Origin of the sequence: Fibrobacter sp. UWB4, assembly GCF_002210345.1 — a bacterium.
Taxonomy (GTDB): domain Bacteria; phylum Fibrobacterota; class Fibrobacteria; order Fibrobacterales; family Fibrobacteraceae; genus Fibrobacter.
The window spans coordinates 16,748-36,636 of record NZ_MWQI01000009.1 but is presented as its reverse complement, the minus strand read 5'-3'; the positions used below and the strand labels follow the sequence as shown (position 1 = coordinate 36,636).

At 50.2% G+C, this 19,889-nt stretch carries 19 protein-coding genes and 1 tRNA gene; 10 read left to right on the top strand and 10 right to left on the bottom strand.

All coding sequences use genetic code 11. The features are described 5' to 3' along the window. Window positions 1-60 precede the first annotated feature (60 nt). Together B7990_RS12450 and B7990_RS12445 are read left to right on the top strand one after the other, a co-directional pair. Window positions 61-351: a hypothetical protein gene (locus tag B7990_RS12450; protein WP_088641245.1), complete on the top strand. Its 291-nt coding sequence runs from the start codon at window positions 61-63 to the stop codon at window positions 349-351. A gap of 50 nt (window positions 352-401) precedes the next feature. Continuing rightward, window positions 402-1,475: a glycoside hydrolase family 5 protein gene (locus tag B7990_RS12445; RefSeq protein ID WP_088641244.1), complete on the top strand. Its 1,074-nt coding sequence runs from the start codon at window positions 402-404 to the stop codon at window positions 1,473-1,475. A gap of 112 nt (window positions 1,476-1,587) precedes the next feature. On the opposite strand, the gene B7990_RS12440 is transcribed toward B7990_RS12445, so the two are convergent. From B7990_RS12440 to B7990_RS12400, 9 genes are all read right to left on the bottom strand, one after another. After that, window positions 1,588-1,968 carry a hypothetical protein gene (locus tag B7990_RS12440; RefSeq protein ID WP_176407325.1) on the bottom strand — a complete coding sequence of 127 codons (381 nt, stop codon included), beginning with the start codon at window positions 1,966-1,968 and terminating at the stop codon, window positions 1,588-1,590. Beyond that, on the bottom strand, window positions 1,889-2,251 hold the full coding sequence (locus tag B7990_RS12435; protein WP_088641242.1) for a hypothetical protein: 363 nt from the start codon (window positions 2,249-2,251) through the stop codon (window positions 1,889-1,891). Before B7990_RS12435 ends, B7990_RS12440 begins: the two co-directional genes overlap by 80 nt. A gap of 9 nt (window positions 2,252-2,260) precedes the next feature. Further along, window positions 2,261-3,202, bottom strand: coding sequence for a hypothetical protein (locus tag B7990_RS12430; protein ID WP_088641241.1), 942 nt, complete (start codon window positions 3,200-3,202; stop codon window positions 2,261-2,263). Window positions 3,203-3,529: 327 nt separating this feature from the next. Further along, window positions 3,530-3,988: a hypothetical protein gene (locus tag B7990_RS12425; protein ID WP_088641240.1), complete on the bottom strand. Its 459-nt coding sequence runs from the start codon at window positions 3,986-3,988 to the stop codon at window positions 3,530-3,532. A 222-nt stretch (window positions 3,989-4,210) separates the two neighbouring features. Next, entirely contained in the window at window positions 4,211-5,362 is a 1,152-nt protein-coding gene (locus B7990_RS12420) for a glycosyltransferase family 2 protein (RefSeq protein ID WP_088641331.1), read from the bottom strand. Continuing rightward, a complete protein-coding gene (locus tag B7990_RS12415; RefSeq protein ID WP_088641239.1) occupies window positions 5,359-5,835 on the bottom strand; it encodes a DUF255 domain-containing protein in 477 nt (158 codons plus the stop codon). Before B7990_RS12415 ends, B7990_RS12420 begins: the two co-directional genes overlap by 4 nt. Beyond that, window positions 5,832-6,164 (bottom strand): hypothetical protein, encoded by a 333-nt coding sequence (locus B7990_RS12410; protein ID WP_088641238.1) that lies wholly within the window; start codon window positions 6,162-6,164, stop codon window positions 5,832-5,834. The genes B7990_RS12415 and B7990_RS12410 overlap by 4 nt, the downstream gene beginning before the upstream one ends. A 2-nt stretch (window positions 6,165-6,166) precedes the next feature. Further along, window positions 6,167-7,087 carry a signal recognition particle-docking protein FtsY gene (gene ftsY, locus B7990_RS12405; RefSeq protein WP_085492103.1) on the bottom strand — a complete coding sequence of 307 codons (921 nt, stop codon included), beginning with the start codon at window positions 7,085-7,087 and terminating at the stop codon, window positions 6,167-6,169. Next, window positions 7,087-7,668, bottom strand: coding sequence for an ATP-dependent Clp protease proteolytic subunit (locus B7990_RS12400; protein WP_088641237.1), 582 nt, complete (start codon window positions 7,666-7,668; stop codon window positions 7,087-7,089). The genes ftsY and B7990_RS12400 overlap by 1 nt, the downstream gene beginning before the upstream one ends. 264 nt (window positions 7,669-7,932) lie before the next feature. On the opposite strand from B7990_RS12400, the gene B7990_RS12395 reads away from it, so the two are divergent. The 4 genes from B7990_RS12395 (at window position 7,933) to B7990_RS12375 (ending at window position 11,234) form a co-directional block, all read left to right on the top strand. Continuing rightward, window positions 7,933-8,694: a type I 3-dehydroquinate dehydratase gene (locus B7990_RS12395; RefSeq protein WP_088641236.1), complete on the top strand. Its 762-nt coding sequence runs from the start codon at window positions 7,933-7,935 to the stop codon at window positions 8,692-8,694. Between the two features lie 77 nt (window positions 8,695-8,771). Then, on the top strand, window positions 8,772-9,236 hold the full coding sequence (locus B7990_RS12390) for a PTS sugar transporter subunit IIA (protein WP_014546254.1): 465 nt from the start codon (window positions 8,772-8,774) through the stop codon (window positions 9,234-9,236). Between the two features lie 263 nt (window positions 9,237-9,499). Beyond that, window positions 9,500-9,574: transfer RNA gene (locus tag B7990_RS12385), tRNA-Val, on the top strand. Between the two features lie 361 nt (window positions 9,575-9,935). Next, the gene (locus tag B7990_RS12375; protein ID WP_088641234.1) at window positions 9,936-11,234 is read left to right on the top strand and encodes a TolC family protein; all 1,299 of its coding nucleotides are present in this window, start codon (window positions 9,936-9,938) and stop codon (window positions 11,232-11,234) included. Between the two features lie 113 nt (window positions 11,235-11,347). Here B7990_RS12375 and B7990_RS12370 read toward each other — a convergent pair whose 3' ends face one another. Then, window positions 11,348-12,502 (bottom strand): NYN domain-containing protein, encoded by a 1,155-nt coding sequence (locus B7990_RS12370; protein ID WP_088641233.1) that lies wholly within the window; start codon window positions 12,500-12,502, stop codon window positions 11,348-11,350. A gap of 252 nt (window positions 12,503-12,754) precedes the next feature. Here B7990_RS12370 and B7990_RS12365 point away from each other — a divergent pair, with 252 nt between their 5' ends. From B7990_RS12365 to B7990_RS12345, 4 genes are all read left to right on the top strand, one after another. Next, complete coding sequence (locus tag B7990_RS12365) at window positions 12,755-14,272, top strand: T9SS type A sorting domain-containing protein (protein ID WP_088641232.1); 1,518 nt, start codon at window positions 12,755-12,757, stop codon at window positions 14,270-14,272. Between the two features lie 365 nt (window positions 14,273-14,637). Next, a complete protein-coding gene (locus B7990_RS12355; protein ID WP_088641230.1) occupies window positions 14,638-16,194 on the top strand; it encodes a T9SS type A sorting domain-containing protein in 1,557 nt (518 codons plus the stop codon). Window positions 16,195-16,556: 362 nt separating this feature from the next. Beyond that, window positions 16,557-18,095 carry a T9SS type A sorting domain-containing protein gene (locus B7990_RS12350; protein ID WP_088641229.1) on the top strand — a complete coding sequence of 513 codons (1,539 nt, stop codon included), beginning with the start codon at window positions 16,557-16,559 and terminating at the stop codon, window positions 18,093-18,095. A gap of 139 nt (window positions 18,096-18,234) precedes the next feature. Continuing rightward, a complete protein-coding gene (locus B7990_RS12345; RefSeq protein WP_088641228.1) occupies window positions 18,235-19,704 on the top strand; it encodes an esterase in 1,470 nt (489 codons plus the stop codon). Window positions 19,705-19,889 lie beyond the last annotated feature (185 nt).

Below are 19,889 nucleotides of genomic sequence, written 5' to 3'. Positions count from 1 at the left end.
CGAAATTGTATGCCACATCAAAACAAACCGATTAATTTAAAAGTTAATGGCTAAAGAATAATGGCTGTATTTCACGTGAAGAAGACCTCGCTCGGCGACGACCAGACCAGTCTGGTTTTCAAGGGCAAGATTGTAGAAGGCCCCATCAGCAAGGGTATGACCATCGAAATTCCTGTAACGCAGGAAGCTGTCATCAAAATGAAAATTTACGACGTCGTCCAGTTCGACAAGCAGAAGGACGAAGACAAGAAGGTGGGCCTGGTTGTAGATTTTTATAACCTTCCCGACGATATGGAAGTCATCATGGACTTGAATATCGCCGACGAAGATTTGAACATCGTAAACGAATAACCTATTCATTCAAACAGGCGGCTTCGGCCGCCAAAGTATGGGATACACGCATGAATAAAGAAAGATTGCGCGGAGTGAATTTGGGCGGATGGTTCAGTCAGGTTGACTGCATCGAAGAAAAGGATCCTGTCGGTTTTCCAGGGGTCGTAGGTCACATCAAGACGTTCCTTGGAACAAGCGATTTCAAGCGCATCCACGATGCGGGGTTCAACCACGTTCGCTTGCCGGTTGACTACTTTAATTTATTTAAAGGCGACGACCTCAAGCCGGACGAAGAAATCTTTGCGCTCCTGGACAAGGCGCTCAAGGACATCCAGGATGCAGATCTGGACGTGATTCTCGACCTTCACAAGTGCCCGGGTCACGATTTCCACCTCGCCAGCAACCACGAACAAGCTTTCTTTGCCGATGCGAACGCCCGCAAGGACACGCGCAAGATCTGGGCTTTCATGGCCGAACGCTACAGCTCCATGCCGCGCGTGATGATGGAACTTTTGAATGAACCCGCCGCAAGCGATTCCAAGGTTTGGGATAAAGTCAAGGACGAAATCTTCTGGGAAATCCGCAAGCACGCTCCGAAGAACACTATCGTCGTAGGCGCCAACAAGTGGAACAGCGCCAGGGAATTCGAATTCTTGACACCGCTCGATGACGACAACGCAATCTACAGCTTCCATACCTACACGCCGGTGACGTTTACGCACCAGGGCGCCGCATGGATCGACGACCCGTTCTTCAAGATTGAACGCCCGTGGCCAGGCGATTACGCCGCCCCCGAAGTTGGCGGCACAACACGTTTGAACGTGGAATACGGCAGATGGGACAAGGCCCAGTTGCAGGCCAGCATCCAGAACGCCCTCGATTTCCGCGCCAAGTATGACTTGCCGGTAAGCTGCAACGAGTTCGGCGTTTACGTACAAGTTCCCCGCAAATATCAGCTTGCCTGGATGCGCGACTTCCTCGACATTCTCCGCGATGCCGACGTGGGCTACAGCTACTGGAACTACAAGAATCTGGACTTCGGTCTCGTTTCGAAGGGCGAATCACTCCACAACAATCTGGAACAGTACAATAACCCCGAACGCCTCGACACTGAACTCATGGAAATGATTGCGAAAGGGTAGAGACATCTTCGTCACCTTGAGACACGTTAGGGGCGAAAGGTCCAGTTAAATCTCGTGATTAATAAACTGCAAGACATAATTACAATAAAGGCGGACGAAAGTCCGCTTTTTATTATTCCACATTAAAGATTTTCATCGGCAAAAGATGTCTTTGTTTTGCTTTTAGAACTTCAAGAGTAACTGTACTTTCGCCTTGAGGTGCTTTTGACTTTATCGTCACCTTCTTAATCGTTCCCGGTAATGAGCAAGAATTATCGCAATACTCGAATTCGCTCACAGCCCCCATTCCATTCACGGCAACATTCATTTTCATCACACGTTTGTTTTTCTGCGAATAGTAAAGCGTCGGCTTAGCCGGATCCTTGGGCGTCAATTTCCAAAGATTTCCTTCAGCAATAGGATTGTTGTAATCCTCAGGAGAACCGATAGTTCGTGGAATCCATATAAATTTTGCCGTTTCGGTACTGATAATCCTCAAAAACAGCGGAATCAAGCCAGTAGGTAAGCTTTTTCTCCCCTTCATTTTCATAATCGCCAAGCATACCCGCAGCACCACCCAACTGCGAAGCAATTGATTGCGGAGAGTTAAAATGCCCCGACATCATCGTATTGGCATCATATATATCATCTGAATTACACTCGCTTTCAAAGCCTTTTTCTTCCGGTGCAGCCCCATGAATAAGCACAACATTGTACCGAGAAAGAGCCTCCATCGGTCTCGGAGCGGCGAATACGAAACAGGCAACGGAAACAACAACACAAAGAAATGTCTTCACAAAAACCTCTTATTTCGTAACAATTAAATCCTCAGAGGGGTAATAACTTATTGTAGAACCCGTAGAATCAATAAATGAATTGTCTCTTAGCCATGTTTCAGGATAATTCGCATCAAAGCCATCTTTCTTCACTTTAGTTATAAGCATTCCTTTCTTATATACCTGCGTTATCATAAAATTTCCATACAACACAGGAGAATAGCCCAAAAAATCTCGTTCTTTCGTATTTTCCAAGGAATCAACAACACCATCTGAAGTCAGCATGCTTATGGCCCCCATGACTTCTCCCAACCTCTTCACGCACACAGTCTCACCATCAATGTACGTAATGTCATCACACCCCTCAAGCCATGCGTATTCGTTCTTAAATTCTAATTTATTCACATATCCCGTTAGTGTATCCAAAACCGCGTAAGGACAAGGATCAGCATCCTTTAATAAAACATTACCTTCTTTCCACGGCCTTGTTCGCACGACAACATAACGATGCTCTAATTTACATCCATCTTTCCATTTCATTTTTTTACGGATATCAATATTTTTTCCAACTTTCCAGAATCCAAAATTTCCTTTTTTATCGTAAAAAAGCACCGTCGAATCAGCCGCCAATCCCCCAATTATGGTTATGGCACCATCAATCGTATCCCCCCACAAGGGTTTCTGCTTGTTACGATAATTCACAAGAAAAAGGCCTTGGTTGATAGTTCCGCCATCGCAATTTTCCCAATAATCACAGTTTTCCGTATGATCCGTCCAACCACGGCCATTTGTTTCCAGAGCAAGCGAATCATCCAAAATCGCAATTACAAGCCCACTGTGCCTTTTTTCATGCACTTCATGAGTCACCTCTTCATCCAACAGCCCACACCCCCACATGCACACGCATGCGAGCACAACTGCCAAAACAGCGAGCATCTTTTCAAATCCAAACTTGTTCATTTTATTTTCCATAAGAGATTTTCCTATGTTTAAAATTTTCCAATATAAATTTACATATAAAAGTGTTATATGCGATAACTAGATTTGACTGGACCCTTCGCGTTGCTCAGGGTGACAAAGAAGCGGGTTCAGGATGACGAGAAAGGCGATGCCCGCACAAATGTAAGGAATAAACATAATGGATCCCCTACGCTCCGCTTCGAGGATGACTAGCAGGCATGACAGCGTAAAAAATAACTGGATCCTTCGCGCTAACGCGCTCTGGATGACGACAATGAGCACTCGTTTCTACGCGTTGCTCAGGGTGACGGAGACGCAGATTCAGGATGACAGCAGGCTTTACATCTCTATCAAAATTCCAGCTTGCAAGTACCAGTAGCCTTCGCCGGAGTGGTTCAAAAATTGATAGCCGGTCGAAACGATAATCGATGTGCGGTCGCCATTTTTGATGTCGAGTCCGCCGCCAGCTCGCCAGAACATCTGATCATCCTTGCCGAACATGTAGCCGAAATCGCCTGTAGCGACAGGCAATATGGTACGCCCAATCGGGAGGCGCACCCAGAAGCTTCCAGACAACGGCATATAGCCGACATTGTCGAGTTCCTGATAGCCAACGCCAACGCCTGCAAAAACCATCTGGTCAATGGGATACCACAGATGACCATAGAAGCTCATGTTGAAGTGCCCCATGTGGCTCACGCGATTGCAGATACCGCCCTGCGCATCCATCGTGAAGGCATTTGCTGGAACGGCGACAAACGCAAGCGCGAAAAGTAATGTTATCAAAATTTTCTTCATATCTCGACACTCTAATATATAATTTCTATTCACTTACGAGATGGCGATCCCGCAACAAGTGCGGGATGACAACATGGTACAAGACATTACTGGATCCTTCACGCTTTGCGTTCAGGATGACGCGAACGAAAGGCCTCAGGATGACACTGCGAAACAAGACTTGACTAGATCCTTCGACTCCGTTACACTTCGCTCAGGATGACGAATTCCTTTCGTCTAATACTACTCGTCGCTGCGGGCTTCGCGGGCCCAGCCACCACTGCGTTCGCGCTTAAACGCGAGGAAGAATCCCTTGAGCATCGCGAGGTTCATGAGCAAGAAGTAATAGGCACTTGGCAAAAGCTTTGTCACTGCGACAAGGAACGCAAGCGTCATGCATCCAAAAGTCACCTGATAGAACAAGCCCTTCGTCAAAAGAAGCGCATTCGCTACGTACAAAAGAATAATGATATGCGGCGAGAACCAGCGCACAATCTTGTGCGAGAAGAACAGGTAAGCCAACAGCGGGCGGAACGGATTCAAAAGCGGCAAGTAAGAGAACAAATAGTTGAAGTTCGCACGACCAATGCGCACCTTGCGCCTGTATTCACCGCTCGATTCCTTCGAAGTCTGCTCCGTACCAATGGCGCTATCCACAAACGTACAGAAATAACCCTTCTGCAAAATCTTCGTTGTCACAAAGAAGTCGTCCATGACGCTCTTCTTGACCGGAAGCTCCGTATAAAGTTCACGGCGAATGGCATAAAGGGCGCCGTTGCCACCAATCAGACGGTCAAGCACGCCTTCGAACTTTTTGATTTCACTTTCCAGATCCCAGTAAGAGCTTTCGCCCTTGCCAAGCACACTTCCGCTCTTGTCCGAAAGAATCAAGTGGCCGCAAGCGCAACCAATCTTCTTGTCCTTGAACGGGTCCACAAGCTTACGCACTACATTCGGGAAGAACATCGTATTTGCATCGCAGAACAACAAAATATCGTTCTTTGCAATTTTCTGCAAGCGGTTCAGCATGGCCGCCTTGCCGGCATTTTTCGGAGCCTTGACCAAGGTGATTCCCTGGTCGGCATAGCGGGCGATAATTTCTGCAGTCTTGTCCGCAGAGCCATCATCGCCGATCAAAACTTCAAGCTTTTCCTTGGGGTAGTCAATTTCGAGAATGTTGTGGATCTTACGTTCGATCACCGCTTCTTCGTTATACGCCGAAATCAGGATAGACACGGTCGGGAGTTCGGGAGTGCCATCCACCATCTTTTTCTTGCGCTTGAAAATTTCACTCACAAACGGGAGCGTCATCGGAAAAAGCAAATAGCAATGAACAATCAGGAACAAAAGAACCCAGAATGCAATCTGAGCATAAAAGAGTACATTTTCACTCATTTCGAAATCCATTCCTTCTCTTTTTCGAGAATCTGGTAAAGCAAATACTTCATTTCTTCGGCGGTAAACGAATCCTTTATCGTCAAAATAGAAAGCCCTTTCGGGGCAATAAGGACAAATGCAGGGAGTACGCTCAAGTTCCAGACGTCAAAATAGCAACGCTGGACAGTCTTGCGCTTTCCGTCACAAACAATCGTATCTTGCGAATCCACGTCGAGTTTCACCGGGAAAAATCTTGTATTCAAAAGCGACGCCACCGTCGGATCCGAATAAGTGTTTGCATCCATGATACGGCATGGAACACACCAGTCTGCATAAAGGTCCACAAAAATAAGCTTGTTCGAACCTTTAGCCTTCTCCAGCGCTTCGGTGTAGTTCATCCAGTGTACAAGCTTTGGCCTCGCCGGAGGAGCCGCAAAAGCCGAAAGCGCAAGGCTTAGCACCAGAACAATCCACAAACACGCTCTCATCATTTCTTCCCCTTCTTTTGTACAGGCACAATTTTAGGGATTCCAAGCAAAGAATCTATCCTATCCGAAACGGCAGCCTGAAACGGCAACCAAAGCTTATCATTATCAAGAACTTTATTTGCTGCCCTAAGATATTCCTCGCGAGTATAGCCATACTTTTTCAAGACATCCAGGCGGGCAAGGCGAGCCGTGGGAGAATCGCCCCCGTAAATTTGCTCTGCGACTCGCATTTCTACAAATGCAGCAACAAGGCGGTCATCGGCCTTCGGAGGAGAATCCGAACACGCGCAAAACGCAAACGCCACTGCACAGAAAAATGCAAACCGCTTCAAGACTACTCCCTGTTTTCCAGAGCGTTTTCAAAAAGCCCGTCAACGTAGTCGCGCTTGTTAAATTCCACGAGCTGGTCGATGCGTTCGCCCATGCCGACCCAGCGGATCGGAATTTGCAGAGAACTTGCAATCGAGAGCACGGAGCCACCACGCGCGGTTCCATCGAGCTTTGTCACCACAAGACCGGTCAAGGGGAAGCTCTGGTTAAAGATCTTCGTCTGGTTGATGGTGTTCTGTCCGGTGTTGCCGTCAATCACGAGCCACATGTCATGCGGCATGTCCGGGCTTACCTTCTTGATGACGCGGACAATCTTCTTGAGTTCTTCCATCAAGTAGTCTTTGTTGTGCAGACGGCCAGCGGTATCGATCAAGACAACATCGCAACCGCGGGCGACAGCAGCACTGCAAGCATCGTACGCCACAGCAGCCGGGTCAGAGCCTTCCTGGTGCTTCACGAATTCAGCACCCGAGCGCTCGGCCCATGTTTCAAGCTGGTCAATGGCCGCAGCACGGAACGTATCGCAAGCAGCAATCATGACCTTCTTGCCTTCGTTCTTGAGACGGGCAGCAAGCTTACCGATCGTCGTCGTCTTGCCGGCACCGTTCACGCCAATCACGAGCACCACATGCGGCTTACCCTTGAGTTCAAACGGCGGCGGGTCCTTGAGCAAGCGTTCCGCTTCGTTACGCATGATGTCGAGCACCTGCTCTGTCGTAAGCGACTTGCCCAAAGCGTTTTCGCGGAGCGCATCCGTCAAAAGGAACGCCGCTTCGACGCCGACATCAGCCTTGATGAGATGCTCTTCGAGTTCTTCGAGCGTCTCGTCCGTAATCTTACCGGCACCGACAATACCCTTCAACTCCCCGAGGAGAGCGTCACGGGTCTTGGCAAGGCCGCTCTTAATTGCAGAAAATAAACCCATTAGATAATACTCTCGACTTTATCCACGAGACCGTAAGCCTTGGCCTCTTCGGCAGACATGAAGTTGTCGCGTTCGGTATCGCGGTCAATCTGTTCAATCGTATGGCCAGAAGTTTCAGCAAGGATCTTGCCCGTGATGCCACGGATGCGAAGCATTTCTTCGGCCTGGATCTGGATATCGCTTGCAGGCGCCACAATCTCGCCGTGAATGAGCGGCTGGTGGATCATGATGCGGGCGTTCGGCCATGCAGCGCGCTTGCCCTTTGCACCGGCAGTGAGGAGCACGGCGCCCATCGAGGCTGCCTGTCCGCAGCAAACCGTCACGACATCACTCTGGATTGCATTCATGCAGTCGTAAATCGCAAGGCCACTAGAAATCACGCCACCCGGGCTGTTGATGAAGAAATAAATATCATCGTGATTCAGGGAATCCAGGTAAAGGAGCTGCTTCACAATGCGTTCGGCACTTTCGTCATCGACACCACCCCACAAGAAAATTCTGCGCTTGGAGGCGAGGTATTCTTCAGCCTTCTTGAGCATGTCTGGGGTCTGCTTTTCTTTGTTTTCGTTACAATCTGCCATAAAAAATCCTTTTGTTCCATTACAATGTAGAAAATTCGCAATTAGCAGCAGGAAGTAGACAGAGTTTTAATGGTAGAAGTTAGTTACAAGATTTCAACATCGTCATTCTAAAGTTGTCATCCTGAGGAGCTTGCGACGAAGGATCCAGTCATATTCCGTTCAATACGAGACTTTACTGGATGTTTCGTGGCTTCGCCACTCAACATGACGCGATGAGAATTCCTAACTCCTACTTCCTATTTCCTAATTGCTAAATTTTAGGCCATGCCAACTGATTCTCGAAAATACCTGGTCGGGCTCGTGAGTCCCGAGACGCTTACCGCCGCCGAGAGCGAAGAGTTCCACCCGGCGCGCATCGACTACGAAAGCTGCGATATCCTTGAAATCCGCTACGACTTTTTTGACGAATCCGAATGGGCAGGGCTTTCTGCAAGAATCCGCAAGCTCGTTCCGAAGGCGATCCAGCTTGGCACCATCCGCCTCAAGCGTGACGGCGGCACATTCCCCGACGCCCGCGCCATCGAGCGCCTCGGACTTTTCGAACAAATTCTAAACGCATCGGACATCCCGGAATGGCTCGACCTTGAACGCGACTGCCTGCACGACTACGACAAGCTTCGCGAGCTTACTGCCCCGAAAGGCGTAAAGATCCTCATTTCCGAACACAACTTTACCCGAATCCCGAACGACCTCGAACTCAAGAACTACCTCAACGACGTTAAACGGGTAAAGGCAGACGGCATCAAAATCGCCGCCATGAGCAACTCCGACGACGACTGCTCACGCCTCTACAAGTTCGCCAAAAAAGCAAAAGGACTCAAGTTCATCGCCGCATTCGGCATGGGCGAAACCGGTAAAACCAGCCGAATCTGGTCCTTGAAGGAGGGCGCAAACCTCACTTACGGATCCATCGGGAAAGCAGCCGCCCCTGGTCAAATTGACGTCGCTCTCATGAGAAAAGCCATCGACAGGCTAGAAACATCATCTTCCCAGTTAGAAATTTCTTCTTTTTTGGACACATTTTAGATATAAATCTTACCAAACTTCAATAATTATTCTAAAATAATTGTTTGAGGGATACATAAAAAGGAATATTATAAACCATGCGTCTTTCTGAAAGATTTGTAGATAATTGCATCTTGATTAACTCTTCCAGCGAAACTAAGGAAGCCATTCTTAACGAATTGGTAGATACTCTTTGCAGCGCCTACAAACTTGATCACCGCGACGAAATCTTCGAAGCCATCTGGACACGCGAACAGAGCCGTTCCACGGGCATCGGTTGCGGACTCGCCGTTCCGCATGCAAAGATAGACTACGTGGACCGTATGTGCATGGTTGCCGCCACAATCGAAAAAGGCCTGGACTTCCAGTCCTTTGACGGTGAACCGGTATACCTGCTCATCCTCATCGTGAGCCCGGGCAATACTGTGGGTCCGCACCTCAAGGCTCTCTCCTCCGTGAGCCGCCTCCTCGCCGACGGCAACGTGCGCAAGGACCTCATCGCCTCGAAGACTCCGGCCGAGTTCCTCACCATCCTCCGCGCCGCCGAAGACAAGTTCCTGTAGTTAGACGAAAGAACGGCTCTACGAGCCTACAGACGACAAATGCAAAGGGCGAATGTTGCAGGGCTGCTTGCAGACCTATAACTGAGTCCAGCATTTGGGACTTGTCCAGAGACTAGAGATTTTCAATATCATCCCGGACTCCGTTCCGGGATTGAATTTTATAGAAAGCAACTTCTTTCGTCTCTCGTCTACCAGCGTAAGCGGTCTTTCGTCTAAAACCACTTGACAACATTCAATAGCTTTTCTATATTTGCTCTCACCTCGGACGGTTAGCTCAGTTGGTTTAGAGCGCTGCTTTCACACGGCAGAGGTCACTGGTTCAAATCCAGTACCGTCCATTCGAAAAGGCTTCCGCAAGGAAGCCTTTTTGTGTATGCGCATTTTCTGCAATTTCCATAATCCAACACAAACATTATAAACCTCGCAATAACTAGACCAATACATCTTCAGTATTAAGCGAGATAAATGTTCATCTCCAAGCAAATAAATTAACGTTTAGAGAATGAAAGCGTCGGCCAAGGATGGGGAGGGTGCAGGGAGGGGCCCGTGCGGCCTTCGCAACTCCGAGCTGGGGCCCCGCCCGCATGACGTACTTTTCAAGATTTATAGATACAAAAGAACATACTTCAGGCGTCTAGCCAAAATTTTCTATCTTAAAATTCACGCAACCAAAATATATAGCTGGGGCATCTAAAAGGTATGAATTACAGAAAAGCAATCGTTCTCGGTATTTTTGCGTCAGCATCACTTGTCTTCGCTGATGGTCCCTGGACCTTAAGCGCATGCCTCAAGCAGGCCAAAGAAAAGAGCCTCAAGCTCGAATCCGCAAAGCTCCGCGAACAGAAAGCAGATGTGAGCCTCGAACAGGCCAAAGTCGGTAACTACCCCACGCTTTCCGCCAGCATCGGCAACTCCCTTTACGATTCCCCGTTCAGAGACGGTCCACAGGACCATTACCGCTTAAACGCTGGCCTCAGCGCTTCCTACACGCTCTGGGACGGCGGCTCTACGAGACTTTCCATTCAGGCAAACGAAATCAACAAGCAAGCGACGCGACTCTCGACAAAGGAAACCGAGCGTTCCGTGCAAGAAAGCGTCCTGAACGCATACATGAACTTGCTCGCCGCAATCGAAAAACTGCACACCGCAGATGCTTCCGTTGAACTGGCCAAGGCTGAATTCGAGCACTACAACACGCTGTTCGAAGCAGGCTCCATCACCAAGAAGGACTTGACGCAGTCGCAGGCAAACGTGCTCCAGAAAGAAGCTGCCCAGCTTGCCGCACAGCTTAGCGTGAGCACCGCAAAGACTACGCTCCGCCAGCTCTTGGAACTCCCGGAAAGCGAAGCGTTCGAAGTCTCCGCTCCGGAATCCGAAATCCAGACGCCGGACGCCCTCACGCCGATTCCGGCTCTTGACGCGCTCCAGGCTACAGCCACGGAAACGAATCCGGGATTAAAGTCCGACAGCCTCGCCATCCAGGTTGCAAAGAAGAATACCGAAATTGCAGGCAAGGGCAAGTCCATCAAGGTATCGCTCGGCGCAAGCGCAAGCACCGGCCTCCAGGCCTGGGAATCCAAGAAGTACGGAAGCCAGCTCAAGAACGGATACTCGCACAGCATTTCGTTGAACATCAACATCCCGATTATCGACGGCGGTGCCACGGAGAACAAAATCTTGCAAGCTCAGATTAGCGAAACCGAAAGTCAGGTCGCCTTGAAGGAACAGGCAAAGACGCTCGAAAACAATATCGAAAAGCTCTACCTGAACGCACTCAGCGCCGACATGCAGTGGAAGGCCGCAATCCTCCAGGTCGAAGCGGAAAACGAAGCATTGCAGGTTGCCGAAGAACAGCGTAACGTAGGCGCCCTCACGTACACCGATTACCTCACGCAAAAGAATCGCCTCGAAAGCGCACAGTCCACGCTCACCAACGCCAAGTACACAAGCCTCTTGGCCCGCAATCTGCTGGATCTGTATCAAGGCAAGTTAGATTAGACTATCGCAACCGTCATTCTGACGCCGAAGGCGGAAGAATCCAGTCATTTCTGGTATGTAGAACAAGATATAACTGGTATCTTCGTTGCACTCAGAACGACGAAGCGTAGCCGCTAAACAAGCTTCTCGGCTTCGCCGTCGGCGTACTTTCCGTACAAAATAGCGACGATATCTTTCTTGGGGACTTTCTGGCCAGTCTCCTTGAGGCTCACGCGGAGCCTGTCGAGCATCGCCTTGTCAATCTCTTTCCAGTACTGATTCGTCTCGGTGACCGTCCAGAGCTTGTCATCGCCACCGCTGATGGTCACGAGTTTCGCCTTGAAGAACGTGCTCAGTGCACGGTTGATAATGCTGCTCGTCGTACCCGCAATGTTCTTTGCAACAATTTCCTGAACCAAGTCCTGCTTGTTCATCGGAACAAACGAAGTAAGGTCGCAAGCTTCGGCATAAATCTTCTTGAGCATGTTGCGCGGGAACATGTCCCAGCCCTTGCGCTTGAGCGCCTTTGCTAAAACCATCTGCGCATCTTCTTCGACAGCGACTTTCTGCTCGGCGAGTGCGACCATGTAAGAGCCGCCGCCCACATCCGTCATTTGCACAAAGTCAGCGGACTTCACGAAATCCTTGAACGTCTTGAAACCGAGGCGCTTCTCATTAAACGCGTTATCGAGACCGAGCATTTTGGGCTTGATCGCCGCAAGTGCAATCGGTCCATCTTCCTTTTGCAATACGCTACGGAGCATTTCCATGGAATCGATTTTCTCGGAAACAATCAGGTTTGCGCGCTCCTTTGCATCGGCGACTTCATCGCCGGAATCTTCATCTGCAGCAGTCGCATCGTCTGTGTAAATGTAGCGGGAGCAGGAATTCTTGACGCATTCGCTCAGCGGGGACTTGGGTCCAACGCCAATCACTTCCTTGCCCTGTTCACGCAGCTTGCGGAAAAGCGGCGAAAAGTCGGAATCACCCGTGGCAAGCACAATCCACTGCACCTGGGAATCGAGCGCCACTTCCATCGTATCGACCGTCATCTTGATGTCCGTCGAATTCTTGCCGCTCACCGGGTGGAACGTGTGCACGAGTTCAAAGCCATTTTCATTGAGCGCAGACTGTAACGGGATCAGCTGCGGCGTGGACCATTTGCCATACGCCTTGCGCACGACAATCTGCCCCAGCGGCAAAAGCTCGTCCATGAGCGACTGTACACCGTTATTCTTGACCCAGTTGGTCAGGTTTTCTGCGTCGATAAAAATTGCAATGTGGTTCATGCGCTAATAATAGCAAAGGATTTGCAAAGTTACTAGCTATTAGTCAATGGTCATCCTCCGTTAGGAGGATCCATACTTGAGCCGAGTATAAGTTTACAATTTTCTCACAAAAGCAAAATTTCACCACAAGTCATTGACAAATTGTCCATAACAATATATTTACATTCGTAAAGTCTTTCACTCGAAAGAGTAAATTTACCTTGGGTATGGGAGTCCAAAGAGAATTTTTTGGATTTTAAAAAGGAGTGTTCGATGAAAGCAAAACGTCTTTCGTTTGTTACCGCAGCATGCGTTGCGGCATTATGTTCCACATCATTCGCCTACACGATTAGCGGAAAAGTCTCCGACGACCAGGGCAAGGCAATCAAGGACGTCGATGTAAGCTTGCTCAAGGAAGGCAAGACCGCAAAGACCGATGACGAAGGTAAGTTCACCATCCACGAAGACGAAAACGTGGGCATCCACCCGGCATACAAGAACTCCGTCGGCTACATCAGCATCAACAACGGTATCCTCTCCTACTCCCAGAGCAGCACATCGCCTGTCCAGGTAAAGATTTACAACTCGCTCGGCAACCAGGTTTTCAAGAAGACCTTGCATGGATCCGGCACTTACGACTTGAGCAAAGGTCTCGAAGCCCGCGGCACGTACTTTGCACAGGTCTCCGTCGGTAACGCCAAGCAAAACATCAAGTTCACAACCGATGGCAGCTACAGCCAGACGCTCGGCGCCCAGGCAAGCAACAGCGCACTCATGAAAGACGCCGCAGAAGGCGAAGCCATCCGCTTTGTCCTCGATGGCTACGACACGCTCTCCATCGCCCTCAATACGCTTGACACGATCCTCAACGTGAAGCTTACGAAGACGGTTCCTCCCGAACCGACATTCAAATTCGGCTATGCCCTCGGCAACAAGCCGACCCCGAGTAAGGGCTGCGGCACGACGTCAAAGCTGCAGAAGACCAAGAGCGTCGAAAACGGCGACCGCTTCGAAATGAGAGTCGGTAGCGACAACCGCGAATACTTCATCACGCTACCGAAGAACTACGACAACAAGAAACCTTACAAGTTGCTCTTCGCCATGCACTGCATGGGCTCTAACGCCGAAGACTTCGTCCACCACAATGCGGACCAGGACCATCCGAGTCCGTACTACGGCCAGCAGAAACTCGACACCGAAGGCAACTATATCTTCGTTTCTCCGCGTGGCGATACCGACGGTATGCCGTGGAGCGTATCTAGCGACAAGGACCACAAGTTCATCAACCAGTTGCTTACGACTCTCGAAGAAAACTACTGCATTGACACCAGCCGCGTGTTCATGACGGGCTTCAGCTTCGGCGCCATGGTCACGAACTCCATGGCCCAGGATATGCAAGACCGCCTGCGCGCAGTCGCTGTCTATGCAACCGCCGACTACAACATCTACTTGCCGCAGAACAAGGGCTTGCCCATCGCCTGGATGGCAGTGCACGGCAAGAATGACGGCACCTGCCAGTACAACCGCGCACGTGACAGTGCACTGAAGCGCATCCTCAAGAACAACGGCAAGGCCGATGCAGATGGCAACTTCACCGACGCCAGCGCAGAAAAGCCGAAGGAAGTCGGTGGCAGCGGACACCTCTGCTATGATTTCACTACCGTCGACGAACGCTTCCCGGTCAAATTCTGCAGCTGGAACGGTCAGCACCAGTGGACCGCCTACGACAACGGCAACTGGCAGAACACCTGGGTACCTCAGGAAGTTCACAAGTTCTTCGAACAGTTCTAATCAAGTTTCATAAATCAGCTCTCTACCAAAAAGCGGTTCCTCCCCCAGGGACCGTTTTTTTTGTACCGTCATCCTAACGCCACTCACGCCCGTCATCCTGAGGGGTAAAAGCCCGAAGGATCCAGTAATTTTTTGTCGTAACTTTCTAGACTTCACAGGATTCTTCGTTTCACTCAGAATGACGACAATCCCCAATCAAAATGACCTCAGAATAGAGGCACGTTCATCTCTTTACTGTAAATATCTTTTTATAGACAATTCATCAACAGACATAAAATCTCGCCGTGTAATTTCAACCCCATTCGAAAATAGATTCGCATATATAGAGGTGTGTTCAATTAGGAGTTTTGGTAAAAGGAGTAAACATGAAATTCAAATCACCTAAGCTTTTCACGGCAGCAAGTCTTTTGGCGTTCTGCGGAATCGCGTCGGCATACACAATTACAGGAACCGTTTCTGACGATCAGGGCAAGGCCCTCAAGGACGTTGATGTAAGCTTGCTCAAGGAAGGCAAGACTGCAAAGACCGATGACAAGGGCAAATTCACCATCCATGAAGACGAAAACATAGGCATCCACCCGGCATACAAGAACTCTGTTGGCTACATCAGCATCAACAACGGCATACTCTCCTACTCCCAGAGCAGCACATCGCCTGTCCAGGTAAAGATTTACAACTCGCTCGGCAACCAGGTTTTCAAGAAGACCTTGCATGGATCCGGCACTTACGACTTGAGCAAAGGTCTCGAAGCCCGCGGCACGTACTTTGCACAGGTCTCCGTCGGTAACGCCAAGCAAAACATCAAGTTCACAACCGATGGCAACTACAGCCAGACGCTCGGCGCCCAGGCAAGCAACAGCGCACTCATGAAGGACGCCGCCGAAGGCGAAGCCATCCGTTTTGTCCTCGATGGCTACGACACACTCTCCATCGCCCTCAATACGCTTGACACGACACTCGATGTAAAACTCGCAAAGACCATCCCTCCTGAACCGACGTTCTCCTTTGGCTACGCCTTGAAAAATGATCCTCGCAAGAGTAAAGGTTGCGGCACAACTTCTACCTTGAAGTCCAGCAAAAAAGTCGAAAATGGCGAGCAATTCCAAATCAATGTCGGCGGCAAGAACCGCACATTCTTCATCACCTTGCCGAAGAACTACGACAATACCAAGGCCCACAAGCTCCTCATCGCAAACCACTGCATGGGTTCTAAAGCCGAAGACTTCGTACACCACAGTCCGGACTATGACCATCCGACTCCGTACTATGGCCAGCAGAAACTGGATACCGAGGGCAACTACATCTTCATTGCTCCGCAGGGTAACGACAACGGTACATGGAACGGCAAGGAAGACCACCAGTTCGTTGACGAAATGATCACGACGATGTTCGACAACTACTGCATCGACACGACCCGCGTGTTTGCAACAGGCTTCAGCTTTGGCGCCATGTTCACGAACTCTCTCGCCCAGGACATGCAGGAAAGACTCCGCGCTGTAGCCGTCTACGCCACTGCCGACTATAACATTTGGCTGCCCGCAGCATCTGCAAATCCAGGCCGCTATGATGCAAAGGATCTGCCGATCGCCTGGATGGCCGTACACGGCAAGAACGACGGTATGTGCAACTACGACCGCGCCAAGAACAGCGCCCTTCCGCGAATCCTCAAGCGTAACGGCAAGGCCGACGCCAACGGAAAGTTCACCGATGCAAGTGCCGAAAAGCCCAAGGAAAACAACGGCAATACCGGACACGTCTGCTACGACTTCACGACCGTCGACGAACGCTTCCCGGTCAAGTGGTGCAGCTGGCCGGGTGGACACCAGTGGACCGCACACGACAACGGCAGCATGAGTGTCGGTGCCGGCTGGCAGGAAACCTGGGTCCCCGAAGAAGTTCACAAGTTCTTCGAACAGTTCTAATAAAGTTTCATAAATCAGCTCTCTACCAAAAGCGGTTCCTCCCCAGGGACCGCTTTTTTTGTACCATCATCCTAACGCCACTCACGCCCGTTATCCTGAGGGGTAAAAGCCTGAAGGATCCAGTAATTTCTTGTCGTAACTTTCTAGACCTCACTGGATTCTTCGTTTCAATGAGAATGACGACAATCCCAATCAAAATTAACTCAGAATAGCGGCATATTCATCTCTTTACTGTAAATATCTTTTTATAGACAATTCGTCAACAGGCACAAAGTCTCGCCATGTAATTTTAATTGCATTCGAAATTAGATTCATTTATATGGAGGTGTGCACATTAGGAGTTTTTGGTAAAAGGAGTCAACATGAGTTTCAAATCACCTAAGCTTTTCACGGTAGCAAGCCTTTTGGCGTTCTGCGGAATCGCGTCGGCATACACAATCACAGGAACAGTTTCCGACGATGAAGGCAAGGCCCTAAAAGGGGTCTCGGTCAACTTACTCAAAGAAGGCAAGACCGCCACAACCGACGACAAGGGCAAATTCACCATCCACGAAGACGAAGACGTGGGCATTAAAACGGCCTTCAGAAATTCCGTCGGGTACATCAGTATCAACAACGGCATACTCTCTTACTCCCAGAGCAGCACATCGCCTGTCCAGGTAAAGATTTACAATTCGCTCGGCAACCAGGTCTTCAAGAAGACTTTGCAGGGTTCTGGCACTTATGACTTGAGCAAAGGTCTCGAAGCCCGCGGCACGTACTTTGCACAGGTCTCCGTCGGTAACGCCAAGCAAAACATCAAGTTCACAACCGATGGCAACTACAGCCAGACGCTGGGCGCCCAGGCAAGCAACGGCGCTCTCATGAAAGACGCCGCCCAAGGCGAAGCGCTCCGCTTTACACTCGATGGCTTTGACACGCTCACCGTGCCACTGGGAACGCTCGACACGACACTCGATGTGAAACTCGCAAAGACCATCCCTCCTGAACCGACGTTCAAATTCGGCTATGCCCTCGGCAACAAGCCCACCCCGAGTAAGGGCTGCGGCAGCAACTCCAAGTTGCAAAAGGTCAAGAGCGTCGAAAATGGCGACCAGTTCCAGATCCAGGTAGGCAGCGACAGCCGCAAATACTTTATCACCTTGCCCAAGAACTACGACAACACAAAACCGCACAAGGTTCTGTTTGCATTGCACTGCTACGGTAGCACCGGCGAAGACTTTGTGCACCACAGCGCCGATTATGACCACCCCACGCCGTATTACGGCCAGCAAGTGCTCGACAAGAACGGCGACTACATCTTTGTTTCACTCGATGCAATCGGTGGCCTATGGAACAAGGGTCAGAGCGACCACGATTTCTTCGCCCAGACGCTCACGACTCTGAACGAAAACTATTGCATTGACACGAGCCGCGTGTTCATTACGGGCTTCAGCTATGGCGCCATGTTCAGCTATTCCTTGATGCAGGACATGCAGACCCGCGTACGTGCCGCTGCCACCTACGCCGTGGCCGATTATAACATCTGGCTCCCCGAAGGCAACAACATGAAGAACTTGCCGATTGCCTGGATGAACGTTCATGGTGTGAACGATGGCCGCTGTGATTACAACCGCGCGAAGAACAGCGCCCTCCCGAGAATCCTCAAGCGTAACGGCAAGGCCGACGCAAACGGAGACTTCACCGATGCAAGCGCCGAAAAGCCAAAGGAAGTAAGCGGCAAAACCGGGCACGTCTGCTACGACTTCACGACTGTTGACGAACGCTTCCCAGTCAAGTGGTGCTGCTGGCCGGGAGACCACCAGTGGACAGCCCACGACACCGGCAACATGGGCGTGGGTTGGAACTGGGAACAGACATGGGTCCCCGAAGAAGTCCACAAGTTCTTCGAACAGTTCTAGAAATTTCTACACACTCTCTAAACGTTCATGGGTTCGCCGGAAATGGCGAACCCTTTTTCGAACAAATTTTAACATCATTACATATTTTATTCTTACGGAAATTAGATTATATTAAAGATAAGAGGAGTGTGTTTGAATCATGAAAAAATCCGTAGCCTTCACTCTACCCTTCGTGCTGGCATCAGCACTTACAACGGCATCCGCATTCACGCTAAACGGAACAGTCTTTGACGAATCCGGGAATCTAGTTTCAGGTGCGCTCGTAAAACTCATCGTCAAGGGAGACTCCGCCCAAACGGATAAAGACGGCAAGTTTTCCATCCACGAAGATGAAGAAGTATCCTTGCGTCCCGGCAATTTCACGCCCGGACACATCAGCGTCAGCGATGGTGTGCTACGTTATGCACAGAGCAGCAACACTCCCGTGCAAGTAAGCATCTTCGATGCGACAGGGAATCAAGTCCTTCGACAGGAACTGCTCGGTTCAGGGCAGGTGGACTTGAGACAAGGCGTCACCACCCAAGGTTCCTATTTTGCAAAAATCCGTGTCGGTAGCGCCGTCAAGACAGTGCAATTCACCGCAAACGGCAAACAGTTCAACAGCGCCATCCGCGAAAACCGAGGCCACAAGGCATTGCTAAAACCCAGCGAAGGAGACTCGCTGCGCGTCACGGCGCCCGGGTTCGATACATTAAACGTCGCCCTCTCCAATCTCGACACAACCATAACACTGAGACTCCTAAAGACATCCAACGAGCGGACTTATGCATTCGGCTATGCCATTGGCAACAGGCCCACGCCAAGCAAGGGCTGCGGCAAAGACAACACGTTAAAGGACTACTTCAAATTCACGGGTGGCGGCATCGAACACGAGATTTACCTCACCATGCCCGAAAATTACAACAAGAACAAGCCCTACCGTCTTGTATTCGGTATGCACTACATGGGCGGTTCCGCCAAAAACGTGGCAACGAGAGAGGCTTATTACGGATTCCGCAACCAGGAGGGAGCCAAGGAAAACACCATCTTCGTGGCACCGCACGGATACACGGATGAAAACGGCAAAGAAAATCCATGGCGTTGCGGAGACGACAAAGACCACCTCTTCTTTGACGAACTCCTCACCTACCTGAACGAAAACCTCTGCGTCGATACATCGCGCGTTTTCTCTATCGGGTTCAGCTTTGGCGCTATGTTCAGCAACGCACTTGCCCAGGATTTCCAGCACCGTTTGCGTGGCGTGGTGGTATTCGCGACCATGGACCAGGTAATCTACATGCCGAAAAACAAAGGCTTACCCATCGCATGGATGGGAACGGTCGGCATGGAAGACAACCTGTGTACACCAAAGCTCGGACGCAGCGCCCGCGATAGGATCCTCAAGAACAACGGCAAGCCCGATGACGACGGAAACTTCACCGACGCCAGAAGCGAAGTGGCCGAAGAATACACCGGCAGCGGCAAGCACGTGTGCTATGATTACAAGACCGTCGATCCGCGCTTCCCCGTGAAGTGGTGCACGTTCAAGGGCGAGCACACATATAACCCCCGCGAAGACGGCGAAGTGTGGACAACCAAAACCGGTTGGGAATTTATCACACAGTTCTAGAAAATGCCCCAAAAAAAAGCGACCCCGGAATAAATCCGGGGTGACTTTACCACCAACCGAGCTAGGCAAGGCGCGAGAAACGCCGCATAGCGAAGGTTCCGTGAGCGAAAAACGCCCAGTATTAACTGGGCGTGGTCGCGAGAGCGAGGCGATATTACATTTTATTTTTGCAATAGAGCCGAGCG

Excerpts from the sequence above, each read along its gene's own strand:
- B7990_RS12450 (WP_088641245.1), top strand. The coding sequence starts at position 61 with ATGGCTGTATTTCACGTGAAGAAGACCTCGCTCGGCGACGACCAGACC.
- B7990_RS12445 (WP_088641244.1), top strand. The coding sequence starts at position 402 with ATGAATAAAGAAAGATTGCGCGGAGTGAATTTGGGCGGATGGTTCAGT.
- B7990_RS12430 (WP_088641241.1), bottom strand. The coding sequence starts at position 3,202 with ATGGAAAATAAAATGAACAAGTTTGGATTTGAAAAGATGCTCGCTGTT.
- B7990_RS12425 (WP_088641240.1), bottom strand. The coding sequence starts at position 3,988 with ATGAAGAAAATTTTGATAACATTACTTTTCGCGCTTGCGTTTGTCGCC.
- B7990_RS12420 (WP_088641331.1), bottom strand. The coding sequence starts at position 5,362 with ATGAGTGAAAATGTACTCTTTTATGCTCAGATTGCATTCTGGGTTCTT.
- B7990_RS12415 (WP_088641239.1), bottom strand. The coding sequence starts at position 5,835 with ATGATGAGAGCGTGTTTGTGGATTGTTCTGGTGCTAAGCCTTGCGCTT.
- ftsY (WP_085492103.1), bottom strand. The coding sequence starts at position 7,087 with ATGGGTTTATTTTCTGCAATTAAGAGCGGCCTTGCCAAGACCCGTGAC.
- B7990_RS12400 (WP_088641237.1), bottom strand. The coding sequence starts at position 7,668 with ATGGCAGATTGTAACGAAAACAAAGAAAAGCAGACCCCAGACATGCTC.
- B7990_RS12395 (WP_088641236.1), top strand. The coding sequence starts at position 7,933 with ATGCCAACTGATTCTCGAAAATACCTGGTCGGGCTCGTGAGTCCCGAG.
- B7990_RS12390 (WP_014546254.1), top strand. The coding sequence starts at position 8,772 with ATGCGTCTTTCTGAAAGATTTGTAGATAATTGCATCTTGATTAACTCT.
- B7990_RS12375 (WP_088641234.1), top strand. The coding sequence starts at position 9,936 with ATGAATTACAGAAAAGCAATCGTTCTCGGTATTTTTGCGTCAGCATCA.
- B7990_RS12370 (WP_088641233.1), bottom strand. The coding sequence starts at position 12,502 with ATGAACCACATTGCAATTTTTATCGACGCAGAAAACCTGACCAACTGG.
- B7990_RS12365 (WP_088641232.1), top strand. The coding sequence starts at position 12,755 with ATGAAAGCAAAACGTCTTTCGTTTGTTACCGCAGCATGCGTTGCGGCA.
- B7990_RS12355 (WP_088641230.1), top strand. The coding sequence starts at position 14,638 with ATGAAATTCAAATCACCTAAGCTTTTCACGGCAGCAAGTCTTTTGGCG.
- B7990_RS12350 (WP_088641229.1), top strand. The coding sequence starts at position 16,557 with ATGAGTTTCAAATCACCTAAGCTTTTCACGGTAGCAAGCCTTTTGGCG.
- B7990_RS12345 (WP_088641228.1), top strand. The coding sequence starts at position 18,235 with ATGAAAAAATCCGTAGCCTTCACTCTACCCTTCGTGCTGGCATCAGCA.